Consider the following 20,907-nt stretch of genomic DNA (forward strand, 5'->3'; position numbering starts at 1 on the left):
CCTCCTCGTCAGGCCCGCGCCGCGGTCGCCGGGCGCTCGACGGTGGAGACGACCCGCACCAGTGACGGCGTGGCGGGCGCCGATCCGAAGCCGAACCGTACCGGAGGGACGAGCGGAGCCATCGCACCGAGATCCCCGCCCTCGAAGGAGGCGGCGGCGGAACTGATCGGTCTCAGGTCGCGGGCCGCGTACCACTGCCGGTACCCGGGGCGCGAGCTGCCCCGGGTCCGCACACCGGGCAACAGCCGCGCGGGCACGTAGGCCAGGGTGGCCCAGGCCGGCCGCCGGGCGAAAGCCCGGGGGACGGCCTGGAGCGCCAGTCCCAGTGCCCGCCGCCCGCCGACGGTGAAGCCGAGGCGCAGACTCTCCGCCTCGACCTCCCAGGCTGCGCCCTGGCTCCGGACCCGCACCGGTTCCTCACGGACCTCGTCGAAGTGGTAGATGCCCGCGACGCACTCCGCGATGGGCGCGGTGGGCGCCAGCAGGATGCGACGCCCGTCGGCACGCTCCACCATGACGTCGCTGAACGGCCCGAAGGGCGTGTTCAGCCAGTGGCCCAGCACCACACGGGTGCCGGAGCCCGTCCCGACGGCGGCGATCCAACCGTCGAAGGTCAACCGTTCGAGCCGCACGGCCCGCGCCTACCCGTGTCGCCCCGGTGCATGCCGACAGCGAGTCGTCTCCACGCCGCCGGCACTGTCATCCAGGTCCAGGTCCAGGTCCACGTCCACGTCCAGGTCCGGCGCGCGTGGCGTGCAGGCTGCCGAGGAGGACGAGGCCCCGGTCGCTGGGGCTCCCCGGTTCCGCGTGGTAGATCACGAGCTGTTGCCCCGGTGCACCGCGTACGTCGAAGGACTCGTAGGCGAGCGACAGGGCTCCGACATCGGGGTGGACGAGCTCCTTGACCTCGTGGGACTTGCCGCGGACGGTGTGCGCGGACCAGAGCGCGCCGAACTCCTCGCTCGCCCCGATCAGGCCGTCCACCACCTCGCGCAGGCGCGGGTAGTGCGGTTCGAGACCGGCCGCGCGCCGCAGCGCGGCGACGACCGCCCCGGCCGCCCGGTGCCACTGCGCGTGGAAGCCGCGGCCCGCCGGATCGAGGAAGGTCATGCGGGCGAGGTTGTCCGCCGCCCCGAACGGCGAGAAGAGCGCCTCGGCCAGACCGTTGGCGGCCAGCAGGTCCAGCGCCGGGTTGAGGACGAACGCGGGCGTGTGCGCGTACCCGTCCAGCAGCCGGCGCAACATCGGTGCGACCGTCTCCCTCGGCCGCGCCCGGTCGCGCTCCGGCCCGCTGCCCGCCAGCCGGTACAGATGGGCGAGCCCTTCGGGGTCCAGGCGCAGGGCCACCCCGATCGCGTCGAGGATCTGCGGCGAGGGGCCGCGCTCGCGGCCCTGTTCCAGACGGGCGTAGTAGTCGCCGTTCATCCCGGCCAGGACCGCGACCTCCTCCCGTCGCAGCCCCGCCACCCGGCGGCGCCCGTAGGAGGCCAGCCCCACGTCGTCCGGCGTCAGTTGGGCGCGGCGGGCCCGGAGGAAGTCACCGAGGTCATTGCTGCTCATCTCCCCAGGCTAGATCCGGGCCGGGCCGCGAACCTGGGTGCGCCGTACCCAGGCACGGACCGTCCTGGCCCGCCCCCGGCCACCGCACCAGACTCCGGAGCACGAAACCGTACGGCTCCGGGCTCCAGGGGCTTCGGGGCTGGGGGCCATGAGCCCTTCGCCCCCCTCGACTCCGGTGCGCGGTAAGGGACTTCCCCGGGAGGAACAGGCATGACAGACACCACCGCCACCCGCAGGGCCGCGGCCGTGGCCGTCACCGGTGCCAGCAGCGGCATCGGCGAGGCCACCGCACGTCGCCTGGCTGCGGACGGGCACCGCGTCCTGCTCGGTGCTCGGCGGACCGACCGGCTCGAACGGATCACGGCGGAGATCCGCGAGGCGGGTGGCGAGGCCGCCTTCCGGAGGCTGGACGTCACGGACGCGGCGGACACCCGCGCCTTCGTCGACGCGGCACTCGGTGCCTACGGCCGGCTCGACGTACTGGTGAACAACGCGGGCCTGATGCCGCTGTCCCCGCTCGACGCCCTGAGGACCGACGACTGGGACCGCATGATCGACGTGAACATCCGGGGTGTCCTGCACGGCATCGCCGCCGCCCTTCCCCCGATGCGCACCCAGGGCGGCGGGCACATCGTGAACATCGCCTCCGTGGGCGCCTACGAGGTGTCACCCACCGCCGCGGTCTACTGCGCCACCAAGTTCGCCGTCCGCGCGATCTCCGAAGGCCTGCGCCAGGAATCCGCCGGCGGCATTCGGGTCACCCTGGTGTCCCCGGGTGTCACCGAGTCCGAGCTCGCCGACACCATCACCGACCCGGCGGCCAGGGAAGCGATGAAGGCCTACCGCGCCGTCGCGCTGCCCGCCTCGGCGGTCGCGGAGGCCATCGCCTACGCGATCAACCAGCCCGCGGAGGTGGACGTGAACGAGATCGTCGTGCGCCCCGCAGCGAGCGCCCGGTGACCGCCCCCGAAGCGCGCGACCTCGATCGGCGACTGCGGGAGCTGGAGGACAAGGAAGCGTTGCGCGGTCTGCTGATCCGCGGGTGGCGGGCACTGGACCGGAAGGACTGGCAGACCTGGTCCGCCTGTTGGGCCGAGGACGCGGTGCTGGAGTTCGGGCCGTGGGGCACGACCCGCGGGCGGGAGGCGATCCGCGCGACGGTGGAGGAGGCCGAGTCGGCCCTCCCGAGCATGCAGCACCACATCCTCAACCTGCACGTCGAGGTGGACGGCGACCGGGCGAGCGGCATCGGCTACATGTGGTTCGTCGCCGTCACCGCCCCCGGCGGGGAGTCCTCGCCGTCCTCCATGGGCGGCCCGTACGCATGGGAGTTCCGCCGGGGCCCGGACAGCTGGCTACTGGTCCGCCAACGGCTCGACGTCGCCTGGACCTCGGGCGGGGACGCCCTCGGCAGTCCCGCCGGCCGGAGCCCCCGTCAGGGCAGCTTCTTGAGCATCTCGGCTGCGGCGGGTCCGGCGGAGGCCGGGTTCTGACCGGTGACCAGGTTGCGGTCGACGACCACGTGCGGGCCCCACGGTTCGCCCTCCCGGTAGTCCACGCCCGCCTCGACCAGGCGGTCCTGGAGCAGCCACTTGGCCTTGGCCGCCAGGCCGGCCTGAGTCTCCTCGGTGTTGCTGAAGCCGGTGACCCGGTAGCCGGCGAAGGCATTGCCGCCGTCGGCCCCGGTGGCGGCCAGCAGCGCGGCCGGGCCGTGGCAGACCACGCCGAGCGGCTTGTGTGAGGAGAGCGTTTCGCTGAGGACCCTGCCGGAGGCGGCGTGGACGGCCAGGTCCTCCATCGGGCCATGGCCTCCCGGATAGAAGACGGCGTCGTAGTCGTCCAGGTCCACGTCCTCGAGAGCGATCGGGTGCCGCAGCTCGCCGATGGCCTCAAGAGCGGAGGCCACCTTCTCGGCGCCTTCCCGACCCCCGTTGAACTCGGGAGCCAGGCTGGCCTTGTCCACGGTCGGGACGACACCGCCCGGGGTCGCGACGGTGATCCGGTGACCGGCCGTCGTGAACGCAGCGTACGGGGCCACCACTTCCTCGGCCCAGAAGCCGGTGGGATGCCGGGTACCGTCCGCGAGGGTCCAGTGGGTGGCGCCGGTGACGACGAAGAGAATGTTCGACATGCTGAGGGCTCTCCTCCGAAGGCGGGCCGCATAGGACCGCGGGGGACTGGACTCGGCCTGCGGTGCGCCCTCGCCACCGGAAGTCAGTCGCGGAACGCACCCCGCGCCCGGTTCGTCCCATGGCGAGGACCACCTGCGCACTCACATCATGGACCGACGGCAGAACCCCTCGCAGCACCACCGAGTCCGGCGTAAGCCAGTCGGCCCAGTGCCGTCGTCAGCGGGACGCCGAACGCGAGCCCACGCCGCGCCTCTCCTCGCCGGCCCGTCCGTCCTTGCCCGGACGCGATCAGCCGCTCTGCGCAAGGGGCCAGTTGGGGCTGTAGGCGCGGTAGCCGGGCTCCTGGGACACGCCGGTCTCCTCGTCGGTGCCCGCGATCCATATCCAGTCGGGGGCGTTGCCGGTCCGCCATGCGGCGGTGTAGCCCTCGGGGCCGGTGAGGCGGACATCGGTGCGTACCGCCCAGGCGTCGGCGCCGCTCTTCCACAGTTCCAGGGAGGCGGGCTTGCCGAAACCCGCCGGGGCGGCGAGGGGATAGGTGGTGGTCTGCCCGGCCTCGAAGTCGTCACTGCCGTAGGTGTCGAGGACCGTCCAGGGGGTGGTGCGGCCGCCGGTGTCGGTCACGCGCACCTGTACGTCGCTGTCGGTCCCCGCCCCGGTGACGGGCGCGGTGGTCAGGGTCACCTGGTAGGAGATCGGTCCATGTACGGCCGTCGGTGTGACCGCGGGGGTGGCGGGAGGTGCAGGCGCCGGTTCGGTGGTACGGGCGGGCGCGGCGGCGGTGGTGTCGCCGGTGGCCGCGCCGATCGCGACCCCGGCGCCGGCCAGACCGACCAGCAGGGCACCCGCCCAGGCACCGGCCGGCACCCGGCGGGACTCCCGCCCCGCCTCGCCCGGACACGGCCGGGGGCGGCGCGGCGGGTGCGCGGGCCGCGCCGGGCATGCGGTCCGCGTGGGTCGCCGACCGCCGATGCCGGGCCCGGCCTGCGGACGTCACCGGCGGTGCGTAGCGCGGCCTCGATCCGGGGCAGCGGCCGGGTGGAGGCCAACGGCTCCGCACCGGACCCCGCCGGATGCGGCCCGTACGAGGTTCTCCGCTGATCGAGCCCGTCGCGCCCATCGGGTCCCTCGGATCCGCCGGGGCCCGAACCGCCGGCGCGCGGCAGCAACTCGGTCGCGTCCTCGTCCCACCCCGGCCCCGCGCCCCTGTGGCCCGCCTGCCCCCAGCTCACCGCCGCCGCCTCCCGGCTCGTATGTGTGCGGGCTCCGCGCCCGCCGGACGCCGTGCACGATAGTCCCCATCCCGTCACGAACGATCTTGACAACCAGCATGCGGACACCACTCCGCAGAACCGGGGCGGGCAGCGCGACGATCCGCTGATCCGCGGACCCCACCGGCGGCAACGGCTGATGAAGGGGCCCACCGGCCGGGTACGTCCCCGCCGGTTCAGTTGGCCGGCGAGACCGGGGACGGGCCGTGCGGATCCCCGGACGCCGCATACGACGGACGCAGCCGTACCAGCCCGGGCGCGTAGCGGGCGATGAGCTCGCGGTCGCGGTCGCCCTGGACGCGGGCGGAGAGCGGCACACGGACGCGGAGGCCGTCCGGACGGGCCGTCGCACGCAGCCCCGCCGGTGCCGCAACGCCCGGTCGCAGCACGAGGTACAGCTCGTACCCGCGGCCGATCCACACCACCCGGGCCTGACGGATGTCGGCCCACCGGAGCAGTGCGGCCACCCGGCGCGTGCTCCGGCGCCGGCCCTGCACGCGGATACCGCGGCTGGACACGCTCACCCGCCAAGGGCGTGCGGGCACCGCCCAGATGAGCGTCGCCCATGCCGCGGCGATCGCCCAGAGCGCGCCCTCCGGCGGGGACGCGAACGACACGCCCGTGAGGTGTCCGGCTCCCGCAAGGGCGGTGAACGCCGTGGCCGCCGATCGGCGCCGCTCGAACAGCACGTACAGGCTGAGGCCTCCCGCGTCCGGCTTCAGGGGCCGGACGGGCAGATCGGGCGCGAACGCGGCCACGGCGGCCGCGAGCAGGTGCCTCGGCGGGCTGGTGATGTCGGGCATGTTCCCGGAGGCGGAGACCTCGAAGTCGGCGGGCAGGACGAAATGGTGGACCGGGATGTGCATCCCCAGGTCGATCTTCTCGACCGGCGTCACCACGCGGATCGGGTCCAGGGTGATCCGGAGTTTGCCGCGCCCCCGGGGGTCGAGCTCGAGCGTGCGGATCTGCCGCCAGGTCCTCTGGTACGTGAACGGGACCACTACGCCCGCCCGCTCGCGGATCCCGGACCGGTCGATCCTCGTCTCGACCGGCCGGTGGTGGGCGGCGAAGGCCGCCAACAGGACGAACGGGAGGCAGATCAGGCCCGTGGGGAACAGGTCGGCCAAGGTGATGAGTACCGCAAGAGGGACGGCCAGCACCATGGTCGCGAACACCGCCGCACGAACCCGGGCGGCCCGACCGATGCGGAACGTGAGGTGCGCGCCCGTCGGAGCGGTGATCCTCACCTTGCTCGCGTGCGCGGGCCCCCGCGAAGGCCGGGACGAGGGGCGCGGCGCGGGCCGGGACGAAGGAGCGGGCGCGGACTGGGTCACGGCCTCGGGATCGGGCCGCGGCCGCCCACGACCCCCCGGACCAGGGGCGGGGCCACCGCCCCGTCCGTCCGGGGACATAGGTGGTGCGGCTGCGGGTGGTGGGGCGCCGGAGCCGGCCGGCCCCGGCCGGGGCTGCCCCGAGGCCCACGCCGCGACCAGGTCCGCCGGAGTGGGGCGCTGTCCCGGCTCCGCTGCCAGACAGGCGGAGACCAGCTGCCGCAGCTTCGGCGGGACGGCGGAGACGTCCGGCAGATCTGCGAGTACGCGTTCGGTGATCTCGCCTCCGTCCGGCCCGCCGAACGCCCGTCCCCCGGCGGCGTGCACCAGTACGGCACCCAGGGCGAAGACGTCGCAGCCGGGGCCGACTTCATGACCCCGAAGTCGTTCCGGAGACATGAAGCCCGGCGTACCGATGCGGAGGGCCCCGCCGTCCCCGTCCCCGTCCCCGTCCCCGTGCCCGTCCCCGGAGCCTGCGCCGCCGCCGACGTCCACGATGCCGAAATCGATGATCACCGGCCCGGTCGGGCCCATCACGATGTTCGACGGCTTGAGGTCACGGTGCACCATCCCCCTGCGGTGGACGGCCATCAGCGACTCCGCGATCCCGGCGCCGAGCCGGCGCAGCCCGTCCTCACCCATCGGCCCGTCCTCGCGCAGCAGCGCGTCCAGGTTCGGGCCCGGCACGTACGCGGTGACCAACCAGGGCGGATCGTCCTCCAGGGAGGCGTCCACGAAGGCCGCCGCGAAGAATCCGCCGAGGCGGCGGGCGGCCTCGGCCTCGGCCCGGAACAGCGCACGGAACGTGGCCTCCCGGGCTAGCCCGGGCCAGGCCACCTTCACCGCCACCCGCCGACCGCCGGGCGTGCTGCCCAGGTAGACGCGGCCCATGCCGCCCTGGCCCAGTACGGCCTCCAGCGCATATCCGCCGATGACCGGCGGGTCCTCCGGCCCGAGTTCTTCCATCCCCAGCCCCCACCCCGTCAAGCCCGCAGCTCCGGTCTGCTCCTCTGCTTCCTTCCTGCTCCTTCCCGTTCTCCCCTACTCCGCGACCTCGTACCGGATCCACAGCAGCACGTCCCGCACAAAGGCGAGGCGGCCCGCACCCGCCACGCGGTTCAGAACACCCGGGCGATCAGCTCGGCCCACCGAGCGCGCCATCCAGATGCCGACGGCACCTCCGGCCACCGCTGCCACGCATGCGAAGAGGCCGATACCGAGAGCCGAGACGACGCGTCCTCGGCCTCGACGGTGAGGCCCCGCGCGCGGAGGACCCACGTCGCCTTCCCACGGCTTCGGCCGAACCGCCCCGCACCCCGGATCATCAGCCCCGGAGTGATCCAACCACCTTGGAGATCATTTCGTTAGGAGTTCCAAGTGTCCTCGGCCGGCCGGCTGAGCACCACCACAAGCTCCCGTTCGGCGGCGGCCGGAAGGTCCACGCGCTCGATCGCGGCCAGGGGTATGTGCCGGTCTCGCGCCGGGAGCGCAGCACCAGCGCCCCGTCGGCGATGCGGGCCGTGCGTCCGCGCCGCCCCACCAGAACGACCGACGAAGAAGTGTTCGACGACGTCACGGTGACACCGTAGGGCACGACATCCCCGTGGCGACGGGCCGCACGCTGCGTCGACGTTTTCCGTCAGGTGTCGAAGGTGCGGCGGGCAGCCTCGATGTGGGCGAGGTAGCGGTGGGTCCAGTCGCACATTCCGGCGATCGTCACCCGCAGGGCCCGGCCCGGTTCGGTCAGGGTGTACTCGACCCGAGGCGGCACGGTGGGGTGGACCGTCCGTTCGACCAGGCCGTTGCGTTCCAGCATGCGCAGGTTCTGGGTGAGCATCTTGTGGCTGATCCCTTCGATCCCGTCCCGCAACTCGCTGAACCGCAGGGTCTGATCACCGAGGCATTCGATGATCAGAAGTGCCCACTTGTTCGCGATGTCAGAGAAGATCTCCCGCGCGAACGAGTCCGCCCGCGTCAGATCCGTGTCCTCGGGCAAGCCCCTGAACTGCTTGGTCACCATCTGGTTCCCCAGTCACCGAAAAGTGCGTTCTTCCACGTCAGTGACCACTCTCCTACGGTGCCTGAGTAACCACAAGAGACCACCGGAGCCCCTGGCCGTCACCGGACCCACGGGCTTTCCCCGAGAGGAGACCATCCCCATGGCCATCACCCTGACGAATCCCACCGGTCTGCCTCGCGTGGCCCCCTACCGACAGGTCTCCGTAGCGACGGGGTCCAGGCTCGTATGCGTCGCCGGGCAGGTCGCCTGGGATGCCGACGGCGTCACGGTCGGTGCAGGCGACCTCGCCGCCCAGGTCGAGCAGTGTTACCTGAACGTCGCCACCGCACTGTCCGGGGTCGGCGCCTCCTTCGAGGACGTGGCCAAGCTGACGGTGTACGTCGTCGACTGGACCCCCGAGAAGATGCCGCTGCTCCTGGACGGGATCGCCCGGGCGGCCGAGCAGCTGGGGGTCACACCGGTACCCCCGGCCACACTGCTGGGCGTGGCGGCGCTCGACGTACCCGATCACCTCGTCGAGATCGAGGCCACCGCCGTGCTCGACTGAACGACAGCGCCGCCGACCTGCCGACCGGCCGCCTCGGCCGGAGCGGATAACCACCCGCTCGTCGCGGAGGAGGTCATGTCCTGGGCGCCGATGACGGCGAGGAGTTCCAGCTGGGCGGCTCCGGGAGAGCCGGGGGGTGCGGTGAACCAGCGGTTGACGAATCCGGCCGCGGCACCGCGGCCGTGTGGGGGAGGGCCGACGAGCGCGGTCGCCATCTCGTTCTGCGCGAGCGTCTCGTGCAGCGAGGTGATCACCATGGCCGGAGTGGTGCTCAGGGGGCGGACGCGGCCGCGGCGGGACTTGAGGAACACGGCGAGTTCGGGCAGATCCACGTGGCCCATCCTGCCCCGGCGCGAGGGCGTCATCCAGGGGGTGCCAACCCCCGGGTCGCCCCAGCCCTGGCCGCAGGCCGGGCAGCCGCCCAAAGTGATGCCCGCACCACCACCATCACGGTCAAGGCTTCTCAACCTCGGAAGGACACACCGCCATTCCGTTCGCGAACTTCAAGGTCCCCGCCGGGACCCTCACCGCCGAACAGATGGAGCAGATCGTCACAGCAGCCACACAGCTCTACGTGGACGTCTACGGCGAACGCGCCCGCGCCACGACGATGGTGCTCGTTGAAGAGGTCCCCGACGGCGGATGGGGCATCGGCGGCGAGGTACTCACCCTGGCCACCCTCCAGGGCACACCCGTCGACGGCCACCCGGACCACTGAAGGGAAGTGCCTCTCCCGGGCTCGGGCATGGCCGCCGGCCGGCCGGAACGGCCGGTGCTGCGGCGCCGACCCGGCCACGGCCGGCGGTCCACCGTCCTCGGGCAACCGATCGAACGGAACCACCGTGAGGGTGCCCGGGACCTTCTGGCCGTTGGCGTGCCGGCCGCCCCTTCCCGCTTGCCGTCAGTCCGCCCGGCGGGTCAGGCTGGACATGGGGGAGCGGAGGGTCCAGCCCAGAGCCTCGTACAGGGCCCTGCCGTCGGGGGTGCCCACCAGTACCCCGTCCCGCGCTCCCGCCTCCCACGCGGAGTTCTGCAGTGTGCGCATCACCAGGGCGCCCAGGCCCCGGCGCCGCTGGTCCGGGGCGGTCTCGATCTGGTCCGCGACCGCGGTGCGGCCGGCCAGGCCCATCTGGCCCCTCGCGGCCAGCCGCCCGTCCCCGGCGCGGACCAGGGCCTTGATCACCCCGCCCCGGCTCCAGGACGTCACGGTGTACCCGGCCGGCGGCGGGCCGGCCGGCGCCGGGCCGAGCGGCAGGGTCATCAGGTAGCCGGCGACGTCCGCCTCCCACTCGTCCCCCACCCAGGGCCGCACCGCTTCGTCCGTGGCGAAGAGCTTGAGCCAGGTGGCCGGCGGGGCGGTGGCGGCCAGTTCGCGGACGTCGGCCTCCGCGGGCACGGGCACCACGTGCCGGGCGACCTCCTTCGGCAGCCCCACGGCAATGGTCCACCCCCACGGTTCCTCGACCGGGTCGGCCGCGCCGCGCGAGACGGTCCACCCGTCGATCCACTGCTTCACCCAGTCGGCGAGTCGGTCCTCGGACATGATTCCCCCTACGTGTAATGCGCTGCATGTAATGAGCACTTTGCTGCAAAGGTCATTACATCATCCGGGTCCGACATCGCCGCGCCGAGCGTTCAACTCCGCCCCTACCCGCAGCGGTTCCCTCAGGCCGAGCGACCGGGACACTCGGCGATCAGGACGTTTCGACGATCCGGTCTTCGTCAGCTGCCCGGCGAGCTTCCACGATCCGGTGTTCCGTGCCCCGTCGCCCGACGAGATTCTGAAGGTCACTCGTCGCCTTGGTGGAGGACCGCCCGTCGTGGTCGCCGTCGAGGCCGACGCCGGCGGGCAAGAGCCCGTCTCGTGCCTCATAGCCGCCGAGGAACTCGAGATCGTCCATGAGACAGTTCTGAGGTACTGGCGCGAGGACGCGGCACCTGGCCAACGCTTCGCTCCCTGGGTGCGGTCGCCGGGCCAGTAGATGCGCCCGCTTGTGCCGCTGCCGTGCGGATCTCGTCGGGCGGGGCCGGAAAGGCGACTTCCTCGTCGTATCGCCGGCTCTGCTGTTCGAACGCCCCAAGGTCTCTCCTGCTCGCCTGGACCGCCCTTGCACGGGGATTAGGGTGTGGGCATGGGCTGGAACGGCGAGGCGATCGAGGGCGGTCGGGACATCGGGCCTGAGCCCGGGGATGTCCTTCGGGAGTGGGAGCGGATCGTCCGCTGGACGGAGCGGCACGCGCCCGAGACCTTCGCCGCGCTCGACGGCCCGGCGGACCCGGCGGCCATCTCCGGGGCCGAGCGCCGCATGGGCGTGGCCTTCCCGCCGGACCTGCGGGCGTGGCTGGGAGCGAGCCGCCTCGGCAGGGATCGGGCGGCCACCGGTCGGAACACTCTGGTGGCGTTCGGATGCGACGGGATCATGCCGGGTGGAGGCCTGTTGCTGGGGCTCGCGGACATCGAGCGGGTCCACACGGCCCGGCTGTCCTTCGAGGAGTCCTCTCCGCCCGAGGACGAGGAACGTGTCCTCTGGCGCCGTTGGTGGGTGCCGATCGTCGCCGAGAGCGACGGCTTCTACGGGCGTTTCCTCGACACCCGCACCGGCATGATCGGCACGTGGACCGAAGGGGAGTTCCCCTCGACAGGCCTGTACCCGTCACTGGTCGCGTTCTTCCACGTGGCCGCGAACGCGCTGGAAGGAATCTCCTCGGCGCCGGAGTTCGGTCCGCGGATCCGAGGCGGGCAGGGGCCTGAGGCCGATTCGATCCGGGCCTGGGCCCGGGCGAACGGCTACAGGGTCAATGAGCGGGGCCGGATCCCCGCGGGCATCCGCGAGGCCTGGGAAGCCGCACGGTCGACCGACTGAGCCCACCTGTCATCGGCAGCGTGCGAAGGAGCCGGCCGTCGCCTGCGACCGGGCCGACGCACCGTCACCTGCTGTGGCAGGAGGGAGCACTTCTGCCAGGGAACGTCTGAGATCCGTCCCGCTCGCGTGTGCCGCCGGAGTTTCGCCCGCCGGAGGCGGGGCAGCCGCGTCTGCAGTGCGGAGGAAGGAGACCCTGGCATGGAAGTCAATGCGAACGACCGTACGGAGCGGCGGACGGTGTTCGGCGCGTTCGATACCGACGACGACTGGATGCTCGACGTCCACGAGTTCGGCCGGGCCCTCGCGCGGCTGACGTGGCACGGCAGGAGCCCCGAGGAGGTGGAGCGGCTGTTCCTCAGGGCAGACGTGGACGGTGACGGCCTGCTGTCCCTCCCCGAGTTCGAGGACTGTGTGGCCGGACTGCAGCGCTCGTGACCGCCACGCCTCCAGCCGCACCGCACGAACCGCGCCGCGCCCGAGCGCCGGGTGGTCCGTCGAACGCCTCGCCCGGGCCCGGGCGTCCCCGCGAGGCGTTCCGATGCCGGCCCCCGTCCTTTGTTCGTCGGCGGCGCGACAGAGAAAAGGAGGGCCATCGGCTCCGGGGTCAGGGACCGGCACGAGCGGCTCGGACCCGTCGGGCCAGAGCCTGCCGGAAACTCTCCAATGGCGCGCGGCGTGCCGGGTTGATCTCCGCGGCTGTCATTCCTTACAGGACCCTGACCACACCCGGTGGTCCCGTGTCACTTCCGCCAGAACAGGTGGTGTGTCACGCCGCTCGAGCTGGGAACGACGTCCAGGTGAAAGCGGTCCAGCAGTTCGTCGGGGGAATCCCAGAGGCGCAGTCCCGATCCGAGTTCCACCGGCGAGACCGCCACGTGCATGGTGTCGACGAGGTCGGCGTCAAGGAACTCCCGGATGGTGGTGACCCCGCCCCCGAGTCGGACGTCCTTGCCTTGCGCCGCTTCCAGCGCCAGGGCGAGGACCGATGCGGGGTCGCCGTCGACGAAGTGGAACGTCGTGTCGGACAGCGTGAACGAAGGCCGTTCGTGGTGGGTCATGACGAACACCGGGGTGCGGAACGGGGGCTCGTCACCCCACCAGCCGCGCCACTCGTGATCCTTCCAGGGTCCGCGCTGGGGCCCGAACTTGTTCCGGCCCATGATCTCCGCGCCGATGTTGCGTGCGTAGTCGCGTGTGAAGTAGTCGTCGAGGCCCCTGGTGCCGCCGGGATCGGTGCGCATGGGCCAGCTCGCCGTGGCGCCCGCCCAGGCGAACAGCCTGCCGGGATCGACGTGCCCGAAGGGGCGTTCGAAGCTCTGGTCCGCTCCGGCACCGATTCCATCACTCGAGATGCAGAAGTTCTGGACTCGCAGTAGTGGGGCCACCTGTTCCTCCTGTGTCGACAACAGCCATGGTGAGACCTCCAGAGCCGAAAAACCCATCGCCGTGGCCGTGTCGGTGTCCGTGTCCGTGTCCCGCCATTCACCGGGGTCTTGCCCGGTGCTCCGATCCGAGGAGGCCTTCTCGCGAAGGGCTCCGGATCAGGGCCGCCCGGGTGGCCGGCCGGTTCGGCGGGGAGCACTTGGCGTGCGCCCTTCGGCACCCGGCGAGGACACTCCCGGAGCAGTGATCAGCTGTCCCGCACTGAGATCTTGGACCGTGTGCCCAGGCACATCCGGCCGGCTGACAGGGGAACAGCGCCCCGACCCTCAGAGCCGGTGCACGGTGTGCAGCGTCCTGTCGTAGGTGCCGCCCCCGTCGAGGAGTGAGGCGCCGGCGACATCGGCCATCGTGGGCCCGTTGACCGTCTTGCGGCTGGAGAGGAAGCGGGCCTTGCCCAGAGCGTCGGTGCCCAGGTGGATGCCCACGTGGTCCACCTTCCCGTCCTCGTCGGCGTCCCAGAACAGCAGATCACCGGGCTGGAGCAGGGCGAGGACACCGGCTGTGGCACCGGTGGTGCGGGCGAGGCGGACGCCGGGGGCGCGATCGGCCATCTGCGCCGACGTACGCGGCAGCCGGGCGGGCGAGGCGTCGTCCACGTCGGCAACCGGGACGCCCAGGTGGTAGCCGTACACCATGCGCGTGTAACCGGAGCAGTCGAGCGAGCCCACGAAGGCCTCGTCCGCCACCTTGACCTTGCCGTTCGGGAACGTCCAGGTCACCCCCATGAACTCGTGGAAGTCGGCGCCGACCGCGCGGTCGCCGCGGAGGTCGGGGGGACTGTACGTCGCCTTGCCGAGGACCTTCCTGCCGGCGGCCGGCCCGCCACCGCTGATCACCGTCTGCGCACCGGGCAGGAACATGGCCGCGTACGCGAGAACGTCCGGTGCGGGGGAGCCGATCCACCCGCGTACGGTCTGCTCCAGGGCCGGGGTCCACGTGCCGTCGAACGGCTCGGGCAGAACCCGTACCCAGTCGCCGTGGGTGACGCTCGGCGGGGCCGCCCACACGGCATCGGTGACCCGGAAGCCGGTCGCGCACAGCGTGACGGGCAGGTTCGAGCAGCCCTGGTTGGCGAGTGCCCGCAGGCCGACGCGGCCCTTGGCCACGGTGCCGTCGGTGACGTCGACGGTCCACGGGCCGGGCTGTCCCGCCGACGCGCGCCACGCCTTGACCCGGATGCGGGACCCTTCCCGCAGGACCCGTATGCCCCACGCCGTTCCGGCGGGCACACCCGTGGCGAGGGTGAGGGCCGGCACGAGCGGGGTGGCAGTGCCACCGCTCACCTTCTCGACCCGCAGTTCGACGGCCCCCGTGGTGAGGAAGGAGAGCCGGGCCCGGTGGTGGCTGTCCGGCGAGGCGTAGCCGAAGACCAGGGCGTACGAACAGGCATCACCCGTCGGCACCTTGTCGAAGCTTGCGACCGCCTCGACATCGACGTCCGTGACTTCGTCGTCCTTCACGGTGGCGTAGCGGCTCGCACCGTCGGTGGTGAGTGCGATGAGACCGCGGCCCGGCGTCACCGAGAAGTCGCTCTTGGCGGGCCCCTCGGTCTCCCACGTGCCGCCGCCCGGGGAGTTGCCCCAGTAGGGACGCTTCGCCGGGTCCAGGGCGGGATCGGGCAGGGTACGGTCGAAATCCTCGGTGAACGGCTGCTTGTTCTCGGTGAACGTGCGCCGCGGGCCGGGCACGAGGACGGTGCGGGCGCCGTGGGTGAGCAGGGCGACCCGGCGGCCTCCGGAGGTGATCTCGGTACGGGCCGGTGTCCCCGCCAGGACGGTGGCGGTGAGCGTGGACGCCAGCGCGACATGTGTGAACCAGGAGGCGTCCAGGGGCGCCACGGTCACGGACGACGCGGGCCCGGCGAGCCCGGCCGGGAGAGCGTTCGCAGGGCCGGCCTCGGCAGCTCGGGCAGCGGGCGCGGCGGCGAGAGCGGAGAGGGGGACGGTGGCGGAGGCGGCGATCGCCGACAGCAGAACGCGCCGAGAGGTGTGCGTCATGCGTACATCATCCACACGGCGATCAGGCCGGCCGCGACCACCCCTGAGTGGCGTTGCCCTCCCTGCGCACCTCGGCCGCCCGGACTGCCCGTTCGAGCTGCGGGCGTTGCAGGGAAAGGCCGCCTCGGCGGCAACCACCTTGGCCGCCGCACCATGCAGGCCTGCGCGTACCGGGGCCGCGGCGCAGCCGGTCGACCCGGACGGGCACGAACATGCGGCCGGTCGGCCGGGTGCGAGACCCGGCGACCGGCCCGCCGACCGGCCCGGCGTGGTCAGGCCGGGGGCCCCTCCCCCCGGCGCAATCCTTCGGCGTAGGCCCGGGCGGCGGCCAGGTCCCCGGCGTGAGGCCGCCGTTTGCGGATGCCGCCGACCAGCTTGAAGGGCGTCCACGTGTCGAACGCCCGGCACGAGAAGCTGCCGCACACCTGGAAGCCCTTGGCGTGGAGGAGCCGGCTCAGTGGGCGGGTGAAAGGTGCCGGCGGCAGCTCGGGAAGACCGCTGGTCGCGAACACGAAAGCCCGGCCCTGCCCGGGGGCGAGCGTGGTGACGAAGTCGGTGAGGCTGGGGTGGAGCCTGCCGAGGAAGACGCCCGAGCCGAACCCCACGAGCTCGGCGGCGGCCACTTCCACCGGGTCGGCCTCCTCGGGAGTGACGACTTTCGCGTCCAGTACCCCCGCGATGGTGTCGGCGACGCGACGGGTGTTCCCGTGCGACACGGAGACGCAGACGATGATGGCGTTCATCCTGACGGTCCTTTCTCTCGCTTCCGTAGAGAGGACCGGGCCGCGCCTCCGGATGTGACACCTCGCCGGTGGTGACGCCGGAACGGGCAGGGAGGACCGGGCAGGGAGGACCGGGCAGGGCGCGACGCGCACCGCATCGTGTGAGGCCGGTTTCCTCCGGCCCGAGCCACCGACGCGCTCGGCGGCGGGAACTACGGCGACGCGGGCCGGGCCAGGAAGCGTGCCACGCGCCCGCCCCACGTGCCGAGGTCCGTGCGCGTGCGGGAGATCTGAAGCTCGGCGTTCGGTAGCCAGTCGGCCAGGGTCTTCGCGGTCGAGACGGGGTGGCCCGGGTCTCCTGCCCAGGCCAGGATCAGGACCGGGCAGCGGAGCGAGGCGATCTCGACGGGCGCGGGCAGGTCCGACTTCGCGAGGCCGCGGAGCACGGACGGCAGGAGACCGGGCGGCGGTGTGGGCGGCAGTTCGGGTACGTCGGCCACGACCGCGGGGCGGGGCCGGTCCCTTCTGACGGCGAGCCATGCCGCCACCCCCTCCCGTTCGATGGTGTCGGCGGACGCCCGGTTGGCCTCGGCGTAGGCAGGACGGGACGCCCAGTCCGTCGGCGGGATGAGGAGGACGAGCCGGGCGAACCGTGCGGGGGCGCGTACCGCGGCGTGCAGCACGGTACCGCAGCCCATCGACGCCCCGATGGCGTCGACGGGGCCGGTGGCGTCGACGGGGCCGGTGGCACGGAGGTGGTCGAGCAGGGCCAGGAGGTCGTCGGCGAGCGAGGCGTAGGTGTAGTCGGCGTCGACCGGTCCGCCGGTGGAGCCGCCGTGAGCCCGTGCGTCGTAGCGCACGAGGCATCGTCCGCTCTCCAGGAGGGGCGTCCAGTGGAACAGGCCCATGCGGTCCTCGACGGAGCGGCTGACCAGCCCGCCGTGCGCGTACACGGCCAGCGGACCGCGGCCTGCCACCTCGTAGGCGATCTCTGCCCCCCGGTGCCGGAAGCGTTCCTGCTCGGCCGGATGGATCTCCATGGTCCTCACCTGCGCGCGCCGCTCCCGGTACCAACGTCGTGCGATCGAGGCTAAGCCCGGCAGCCGCCGCCCGCCCGCCGACGATGCCCGGGCAGGAGGACGAGGAGCACCGTGCGGTCCGCCGGATCAGTAGCGGTGACCGGGCCAGCTCGGGTCCTCCCAGCGGTCGGCTCCGGTGACGCCCAGCAGTCGTATCCGGTCGAGCAGATCCTCGGATGCGCCATGGGCACGAAGCCGGACAGGCGCGTGACGCAGGAGCCAGGCCGTCAGCTCGTTGCGCATCTCTTCCTCGCTCTCCGACTCCCAAGGGTCCCAGGGAAGCTGGTCACCGAGCAGGTCGTACTCCCAGTGCGCTGCTGCTTCGGCCAGGTGCCGATCGGCCACAGGGTCCCTCAGCGCTTCCCAGGTGTCGAGCCACGGGCTCAGCGAGCCCGTGGCCTCGGCGCTCAGGACGAGGAGGTCATACACAGGCACGGCGGGATCAGGATCGGTGAGCGTGTACTCCCACCAGGCATTCAGGAATTCCTCGACTGCGGCGGCCTGCTCGGTGGGCCACCGCTGCCAGTGACCGAGAGCGAACGAACGACCGACCCGCGCCATACCCAGGAAGGGCTCGATGAGGCCACTGACGAGGGCCGAGGCGAACTGGGGGAGGATCCGGCGGAGCACGGATGCGTGATCGCTCCAGTCGATGGCCTGCCATGTGCGCTGCAGGAGATCAAGGTCGAGCTCCGCGTCCGCCACCTTGAGCTGCGCGAGGTCCTCCGCGCTGCCCCAGTGGCATTCGCAGTTGGACTCGTCGGGGTGAGCGGTCATCCCGCGGAAGGTGACGGCCAGGCCGTCCAGAGCGGCGTCCAGGCGGCGTCGGGAGCGGGGCTGATCGAGGTTCATTCCGGGTGATCACCTTGGGGGACTCCGGAAGCTCGCGCCGCCGAAGATCGCCAATCTACCGTGCCGGGGTCCCGGCCGCCATCAGCAGGACCTCATCTCGGCTCCGGCAGAGCTCGCGAGTGTCCGGAGACAGGACGAGCCCGCGAGTTGATCACCGCGTGGTCGCCGCCGACCGAAAACCGGTGGAGCCGTGCTCCCGTGTGCCGTTAGCGTGCTCCCGCCCGCAGTCACCCCGTGAAGGACGAGCCGTTGTACACCCAGTGAGCCCCCTCGAGCGCTGATCCGTCGCGCGTCGCACCCGGTGCGCCGTGCTCCATTCCGCTGCGGTCCTCTCACTGGAACCGGTGTAACTCTGTGACCAAGATCCGGGTGGTCATGCCCACCTGCCTGCCGATCGTCCTCTGCCGCTGCCCCAGGTGCATCTCCTGGTGCGCCGTGCGGCCCGCGCTCCCGAACCTCCTGTACGACACCGGCCGCGCTGCGGCAGCCGCACCGCTCCGGCCCCCGGTCGTACGCCCCCGCGACGGGGGCGTGCCGAGCCGCGGCGGGCGGCCGGCCTGGCAGTCGCCGTACGGTCCACCGCCGCGCCGGGCACGCAGCGGCCGGTGGTCGCCCGCGCCGCAACCGGTCAGGTCGCGGCCACCCCTGAGGCACGGTCACCTCTGCGACCGGTGCGACTGATCGCCGAGTAGCGGTACCGGACTGGCGACGGCGCCAGGACGGGTGTGTCGTCGCCGCTACCGAAGGGCGCGTCGGCGCGGGCTGGGCGCCCCTTCCGAGCCCGTCGGCCCGGCGCGCCCGTACCGGCGGGCGACCGGGAAGGACGGGACCAGTGCCTCGCGGCGATCCGCGACGGCGACTGAGACGCCCCCTGACGCGGTCAGGCCGTTACGCCGGTCGGCGCCGGGATCGTGAGGTCGGCCGGCCGGCAGAGAGCACGGGCGCCCCGTGGCGTCGACGGACCGACGTCACGGGGCGCCCTTGGACCGCCCGGCCGGACAGCTGTCGGCAACCGGTCAGCCGAAAGCCGGCCCCCGGCTGCGGACTACCGGCTACCGGCTGAGCGACTTGAGCGCCGCCGCGTCGTACGGCTTCAGCTCGTCGAAGCGGTTGCCGAGGACCTTCGCCGCCCACTGCGGGTCCTGGAGCAGCGCCCGGCCGACGGCGACCATGTCGAACTCGTCACGCTCCATGCGGTCCAGGAGGTTGTCGATGTCGCCGAGGGCCGCACCCTCGCCGGCGAAGGCGCGGATGAAGTCGCCGTCGAGGCCGACCGAGCCGACGGTGATGGTCGGCCGGCCGGTGAGCTTCTTGGTCCAGCCGGCCAGGTTCAGGTCCGAGCCCTCGAACTCCGGGATCCAGTAGCGCCGGGTGGAGGCGTGGAACGCGTCGACGCCCGCCGCCGCCAGCGGGGCCAGGACCGCCTCCAGCTCCTCGGGGGTCTGGGCGAGCCGCGCGTCGTAGGCCTCCTGCTTCCACTGCGAATAGCGGAAGATCACCGGGAAGTCGGCCGGGACGCGCTCGCGGACCGCCGCCACGATCTCCGCGGCGAACTTGGTACGGGCCACCGCGTCGCCGCCGTACGCGTCGGTGCGGCGGTTGGTCCGCTCCCACAGGAACTGGTCGAGCAGGTAGCCGTGGGCGCCGTGCAGTTCGACGCCGTCGAAGCCGATCCGCTCGGCCTCCGCGGCGGCGTCGGCGAACGCGCCGATGACGTCGTCGAGGTCGGCGCGGGTCATCGCCTTGCCGGTCCCCTCGGTGCCGTCGACGCGGATGCCGGAGGGGCCGACGGCGGGGGCATCGGCGTACGGCGCCTCGCCCTGCTTGCGCACCATGCCTATGTGCCACAGCTGGGGCACGATCGTGCCGCCCGCCTCGTGCACGGCCGCGGCGACCTTCGCCCACCCCGCCAGCTGCTCCTCGCCGTGGAACCGCGGCACCCGGTCGCTCTGCCCGGCGGACTCGTGACCGACGTAGGTGCCCTCGGTGACGATCAAGCCCACACCCGCACCGGCCCGGCTGGCGTAATAGGCCTGCACGTCCTCGCCGGGCACGCCGTCGGGGGAGAACATCCGCGTCATCGGCGCCATCGCGATGCGGTTGGGGACGGTCAGGCCGTTCAGGGTGACCGGCCGGGACAGGATCTCGGCGGCGCGGGAGGCGGTGGACGTGGTGACGGTCATGGGGGTCCTCCTGGTTGAGGCTGTGGCTCGTCGGGGTAACACCGAGGAATGCATAGTACACACACTATGTACGATGCATATTGCCCGATCCGGGCCTCGCGCGGATCCGTCGGCAGACCACCCGTGAGGGGTCCGCCGGCCCACGGGTTCGCGATAATGGAGCGACGGAAGGAGCGGGAGGCGCAGTGCTGGAGAAACTGGAACGGGAGCTGATGCTGCTCTCGCGGCACCAGGTGCTGGCCCGGCGCGAACGCGACCCCGAACGCCTGGAGCGGTCGGCGTACCTGCTGCTCAGCCGGATCGACACCCAGGGCCCGATGTCCATCGGACAGCTGGCCGAGGCCTTCGGGCTCGACACCTCGACCGTGAACCGCCAGACGGCCGCACTGCTGCGCTGCGGACTGGCCGAGCGCGTGGCGGACCCGGACGGCGGCATGGCCCGCAAGCTGCGCATCACCGCCGAAGGCGGGCGCCGGCTCGCCGGGGACCGTGAGGCCAACCGGTCCTGCCTGGCCGAGGTCGTCGCCGGCTGGTCCCCGGAGGAGATACAGCAGCTGGAGGACGTCCTGGTCCGGCTCAACCGCAGCGTCGAGGCCCACGAAGGACGGCACTGGCCGCGCACGGAGGAAGACGACGCCCGCACCGCCTGCCAAGGGCCGGCCCCGCAGGAATCCGCAGCGCGAGCCTCGCAGGAACCCGCGACCCCCGCCCCGTAGGAACGCCCTCGGTCGGCGCGCCTGCGGGGATGCGCGGGCGGCGTTGCGGGCCCGGTCGGCATCGGGGCGGCAGACGGAGGCCTTGGGGGTGCCGTTGCGGGGTGTCGGCCGCGGGCGACCGGTTCGGCGCTCGGCCACAGCCCGCGGCGGCCTGCTGCTCCCGCTCGGCGGGACGTCGAGCTCCCCGACG

At 72.6% G+C, this 20,907-nt stretch carries 21 protein-coding genes and 1 pseudogene; 7 read left to right on the top strand and 15 right to left on the bottom strand.

Going from position 1 to position 20,907, the window contains the following annotated elements; translation table 11 throughout:
- Positions 1–8: 8 nt before the first annotated feature.
- Positions 9–632: a hypothetical protein gene (locus tag AC067U_RS35755; RefSeq protein ID WP_478834022.1), complete on the bottom strand. Its 624-nt coding sequence runs from the start codon at positions 630–632 to the stop codon at positions 9–11.
- A gap of 67 nt (positions 633–699) precedes the next feature.
- Positions 700–1,560: a helix-turn-helix transcriptional regulator gene (locus AC067U_RS35760; protein ID WP_478834023.1), complete on the bottom strand. Its 861-nt coding sequence runs from the start codon at positions 1,558–1,560 to the stop codon at positions 700–702.
- 210 nt (positions 1,561–1,770) lie between these two features.
- On the opposite strand from AC067U_RS35760, the gene AC067U_RS35765 reads away from it, so the two are divergent.
- Positions 1,771–2,520, top strand: a complete 750-nt coding sequence (locus AC067U_RS35765; RefSeq protein ID WP_478834024.1) for an SDR family oxidoreductase — start codon at positions 1,771–1,773, stop codon at positions 2,518–2,520.
- A complete protein-coding gene (locus AC067U_RS35770; protein ID WP_478834025.1) occupies positions 2,517–3,053 on the top strand; it encodes a nuclear transport factor 2 family protein in 537 nt (178 codons plus the stop codon). The genes AC067U_RS35765 and AC067U_RS35770 overlap by 4 nt, the downstream gene beginning before the upstream one ends.
- Here the strand turns inward: AC067U_RS35770 and AC067U_RS35775 are convergent.
- The 4 genes from AC067U_RS35775 to AC067U_RS35790 all read right to left on the bottom strand — a co-directional run bounded on the left by AC067U_RS35775 (position 2,996) and on the right by AC067U_RS35790 (position 8,314).
- A complete protein-coding gene (locus AC067U_RS35775) occupies positions 2,996–3,691 on the bottom strand; it encodes a type 1 glutamine amidotransferase domain-containing protein (protein WP_478834026.1) in 696 nt (231 codons plus the stop codon). The genes AC067U_RS35770 and AC067U_RS35775 overlap by 58 nt on opposite strands.
- Before the next feature lie 289 nt (positions 3,692–3,980).
- Positions 3,981–4,559, bottom strand: a complete 579-nt coding sequence (locus AC067U_RS35780; protein WP_478834027.1) for a PLAT/LH2 domain-containing protein — start codon at positions 4,557–4,559, stop codon at positions 3,981–3,983.
- 580 nt (positions 4,560–5,139) lie between these two features.
- Entirely contained in the window at positions 5,140–7,260 is a 2,121-nt protein-coding gene (locus AC067U_RS35785) for a serine/threonine-protein kinase (RefSeq protein WP_478834028.1), read from the bottom strand.
- A gap of 673 nt (positions 7,261–7,933) precedes the next feature.
- Entirely contained in the window at positions 7,934–8,314 is a 381-nt protein-coding gene (locus tag AC067U_RS35790) for a winged helix-turn-helix transcriptional regulator (protein ID WP_478834029.1), read from the bottom strand.
- A gap of 139 nt (positions 8,315–8,453) precedes the next feature.
- On the opposite strand from AC067U_RS35790, the gene AC067U_RS35795 reads away from it, so the two are divergent.
- Complete coding sequence (locus AC067U_RS35795; RefSeq protein ID WP_478834030.1) at positions 8,454–8,861, top strand: RidA family protein; 408 nt, start codon at positions 8,454–8,456, stop codon at positions 8,859–8,861.
- Here the strand turns inward: AC067U_RS35795 and AC067U_RS35800 are convergent.
- Entirely contained in the window at positions 8,822–9,193 is a 372-nt protein-coding gene (locus AC067U_RS35800; RefSeq protein WP_478834031.1) for an MmyB family transcriptional regulator, read from the bottom strand. The two genes, AC067U_RS35795 and AC067U_RS35800, sit on opposite strands and share 40 nt — an antisense overlap.
- Before the next feature lie 155 nt (positions 9,194–9,348).
- Here AC067U_RS35800 and AC067U_RS35805 point away from each other — a divergent pair, with 155 nt between their 5' ends.
- Positions 9,349–9,579 carry a tautomerase family protein gene (locus tag AC067U_RS35805; protein WP_478834085.1) on the top strand — a complete coding sequence of 77 codons (231 nt, stop codon included), beginning with the start codon at positions 9,349–9,351 and terminating at the stop codon, positions 9,577–9,579.
- A gap of 183 nt (positions 9,580–9,762) precedes the next feature.
- Here the strand turns inward: AC067U_RS35805 and AC067U_RS35810 are convergent, their stop codons facing one another.
- Entirely contained in the window at positions 9,763–10,404 is a 642-nt protein-coding gene (locus AC067U_RS35810; protein ID WP_478834032.1) for a GNAT family N-acetyltransferase, read from the bottom strand.
- A gap of 151 nt (positions 10,405–10,555) precedes the next feature.
- Complete coding sequence (locus AC067U_RS35815) at positions 10,556–10,762, bottom strand: hypothetical protein (RefSeq protein WP_478834033.1); 207 nt, start codon at positions 10,760–10,762, stop codon at positions 10,556–10,558.
- Positions 10,763–11,620: 858 nt separating this feature from the next.
- On the opposite strand from AC067U_RS35815, the pseudogene AC067U_RS35820 reads away from it, so the two are divergent.
- A pseudogene (locus tag AC067U_RS35820) lies at positions 11,621–11,725 on the top strand (Lsr2 family DNA-binding protein); the annotation flags it as partial.
- Positions 11,726–11,923: 198 nt separating this feature from the next.
- On the top strand, positions 11,924–12,160 hold the full coding sequence (locus AC067U_RS35825) for an EF-hand domain-containing protein (protein ID WP_478834034.1): 237 nt from the start codon (positions 11,924–11,926) through the stop codon (positions 12,158–12,160).
- Between the two features lie 305 nt (positions 12,161–12,465).
- On the opposite strand, the gene AC067U_RS35830 is transcribed toward AC067U_RS35825, so the two are convergent.
- From AC067U_RS35830 to AC067U_RS35855, 6 genes are all read right to left on the bottom strand, one after another.
- Positions 12,466–13,110, bottom strand: a complete 645-nt coding sequence (locus tag AC067U_RS35830; RefSeq protein WP_478834035.1) for a dihydrofolate reductase family protein — start codon at positions 13,108–13,110, stop codon at positions 12,466–12,468.
- Positions 13,111–13,434: 324 nt separating this feature from the next.
- Positions 13,435–15,165 carry an NlpC/P60 family protein gene (locus AC067U_RS35835; RefSeq protein ID WP_478834036.1) on the bottom strand — a complete coding sequence of 577 codons (1,731 nt, stop codon included), beginning with the start codon at positions 15,163–15,165 and terminating at the stop codon, positions 13,435–13,437.
- A 272-nt stretch (positions 15,166–15,437) separates the two neighbouring features.
- On the bottom strand, positions 15,438–15,908 hold the full coding sequence (locus AC067U_RS35840; RefSeq protein WP_478834037.1) for a flavodoxin family protein: 471 nt from the start codon (positions 15,906–15,908) through the stop codon (positions 15,438–15,440).
- A 191-nt stretch (positions 15,909–16,099) separates the two neighbouring features.
- Positions 16,100–16,927: an alpha/beta fold hydrolase gene (locus AC067U_RS35845; RefSeq protein ID WP_478834038.1), complete on the bottom strand. Its 828-nt coding sequence runs from the start codon at positions 16,925–16,927 to the stop codon at positions 16,100–16,102.
- Positions 16,928–17,053: 126 nt separating this feature from the next.
- Positions 17,054–17,818: a hypothetical protein gene (locus AC067U_RS35850; RefSeq protein ID WP_478834039.1), complete on the bottom strand. Its 765-nt coding sequence runs from the start codon at positions 17,816–17,818 to the stop codon at positions 17,054–17,056.
- Positions 17,819–18,870: 1,052 nt separating this feature from the next.
- Entirely contained in the window at positions 18,871–20,001 is a 1,131-nt protein-coding gene (locus AC067U_RS35855; protein WP_478834040.1) for an NADH:flavin oxidoreductase, read from the bottom strand.
- Positions 20,002–20,213: 212 nt separating this feature from the next.
- Between AC067U_RS35855 and AC067U_RS35860 the strand changes: the two genes are divergently transcribed.
- Positions 20,214–20,717, top strand: a complete 504-nt coding sequence (locus tag AC067U_RS35860) for a MarR family winged helix-turn-helix transcriptional regulator (RefSeq protein ID WP_478834086.1) — start codon at positions 20,214–20,216, stop codon at positions 20,715–20,717.
- Positions 20,718–20,907: the final 190 nt, after the last annotated feature.

It is taken from the genome of Streptomyces sp. NPDC043853, assembly GCF_056436025.1.

Coding starts and splice junctions, on each gene's coding strand:
- AC067U_RS35760 (WP_478834023.1), bottom strand. CDS start 1,560: ATGAGCAGCAATGACCTCGGTGACTTCCTCCGGGCCCGCCGCGCCCAA.
- AC067U_RS35765 (WP_478834024.1), top strand. CDS start 1,771: ATGACAGACACCACCGCCACCCGCAGGGCCGCGGCCGTGGCCGTCACC.
- AC067U_RS35775 (WP_478834026.1), bottom strand. CDS start 3,691: ATGTCGAACATTCTCTTCGTCGTCACCGGCGCCACCCACTGGACCCTC.
- AC067U_RS35785 (WP_478834028.1), bottom strand. CDS start 7,260: ATGGAAGAACTCGGGCCGGAGGACCCGCCGGTCATCGGCGGATATGCG.
- AC067U_RS35790 (WP_478834029.1), bottom strand. CDS start 8,314: ATGGTGACCAAGCAGTTCAGGGGCTTGCCCGAGGACACGGATCTGACG.
- AC067U_RS35795 (WP_478834030.1), top strand. CDS start 8,454: ATGGCCATCACCCTGACGAATCCCACCGGTCTGCCTCGCGTGGCCCCC.
- AC067U_RS35810 (WP_478834032.1), bottom strand. CDS start 10,404: ATGTCCGAGGACCGACTCGCCGACTGGGTGAAGCAGTGGATCGACGGG.
- AC067U_RS35815 (WP_478834033.1), bottom strand. CDS start 10,762: ATGGACGATCTCGAGTTCCTCGGCGGCTATGAGGCACGAGACGGGCTC.
- AC067U_RS35825 (WP_478834034.1), top strand. CDS start 11,924: ATGGAAGTCAATGCGAACGACCGTACGGAGCGGCGGACGGTGTTCGGC.
- AC067U_RS35835 (WP_478834036.1), bottom strand. CDS start 15,165: ATGACGCACACCTCTCGGCGCGTTCTGCTGTCGGCGATCGCCGCCTCC.
- AC067U_RS35840 (WP_478834037.1), bottom strand. CDS start 15,908: ATGAACGCCATCATCGTCTGCGTCTCCGTGTCGCACGGGAACACCCGT.
- AC067U_RS35845 (WP_478834038.1), bottom strand. CDS start 16,927: ATGGAGATCCATCCGGCCGAGCAGGAACGCTTCCGGCACCGGGGGGCA.
- AC067U_RS35850 (WP_478834039.1), bottom strand. CDS start 17,818: ATGAACCTCGATCAGCCCCGCTCCCGACGCCGCCTGGACGCCGCTCTG.
- AC067U_RS35855 (WP_478834040.1), bottom strand. CDS start 20,001: ATGACCGTCACCACGTCCACCGCCTCCCGCGCCGCCGAGATCCTGTCC.
- AC067U_RS35860 (WP_478834086.1), top strand. CDS start 20,214: ATGCTGCTCTCGCGGCACCAGGTGCTGGCCCGGCGCGAACGCGACCCC.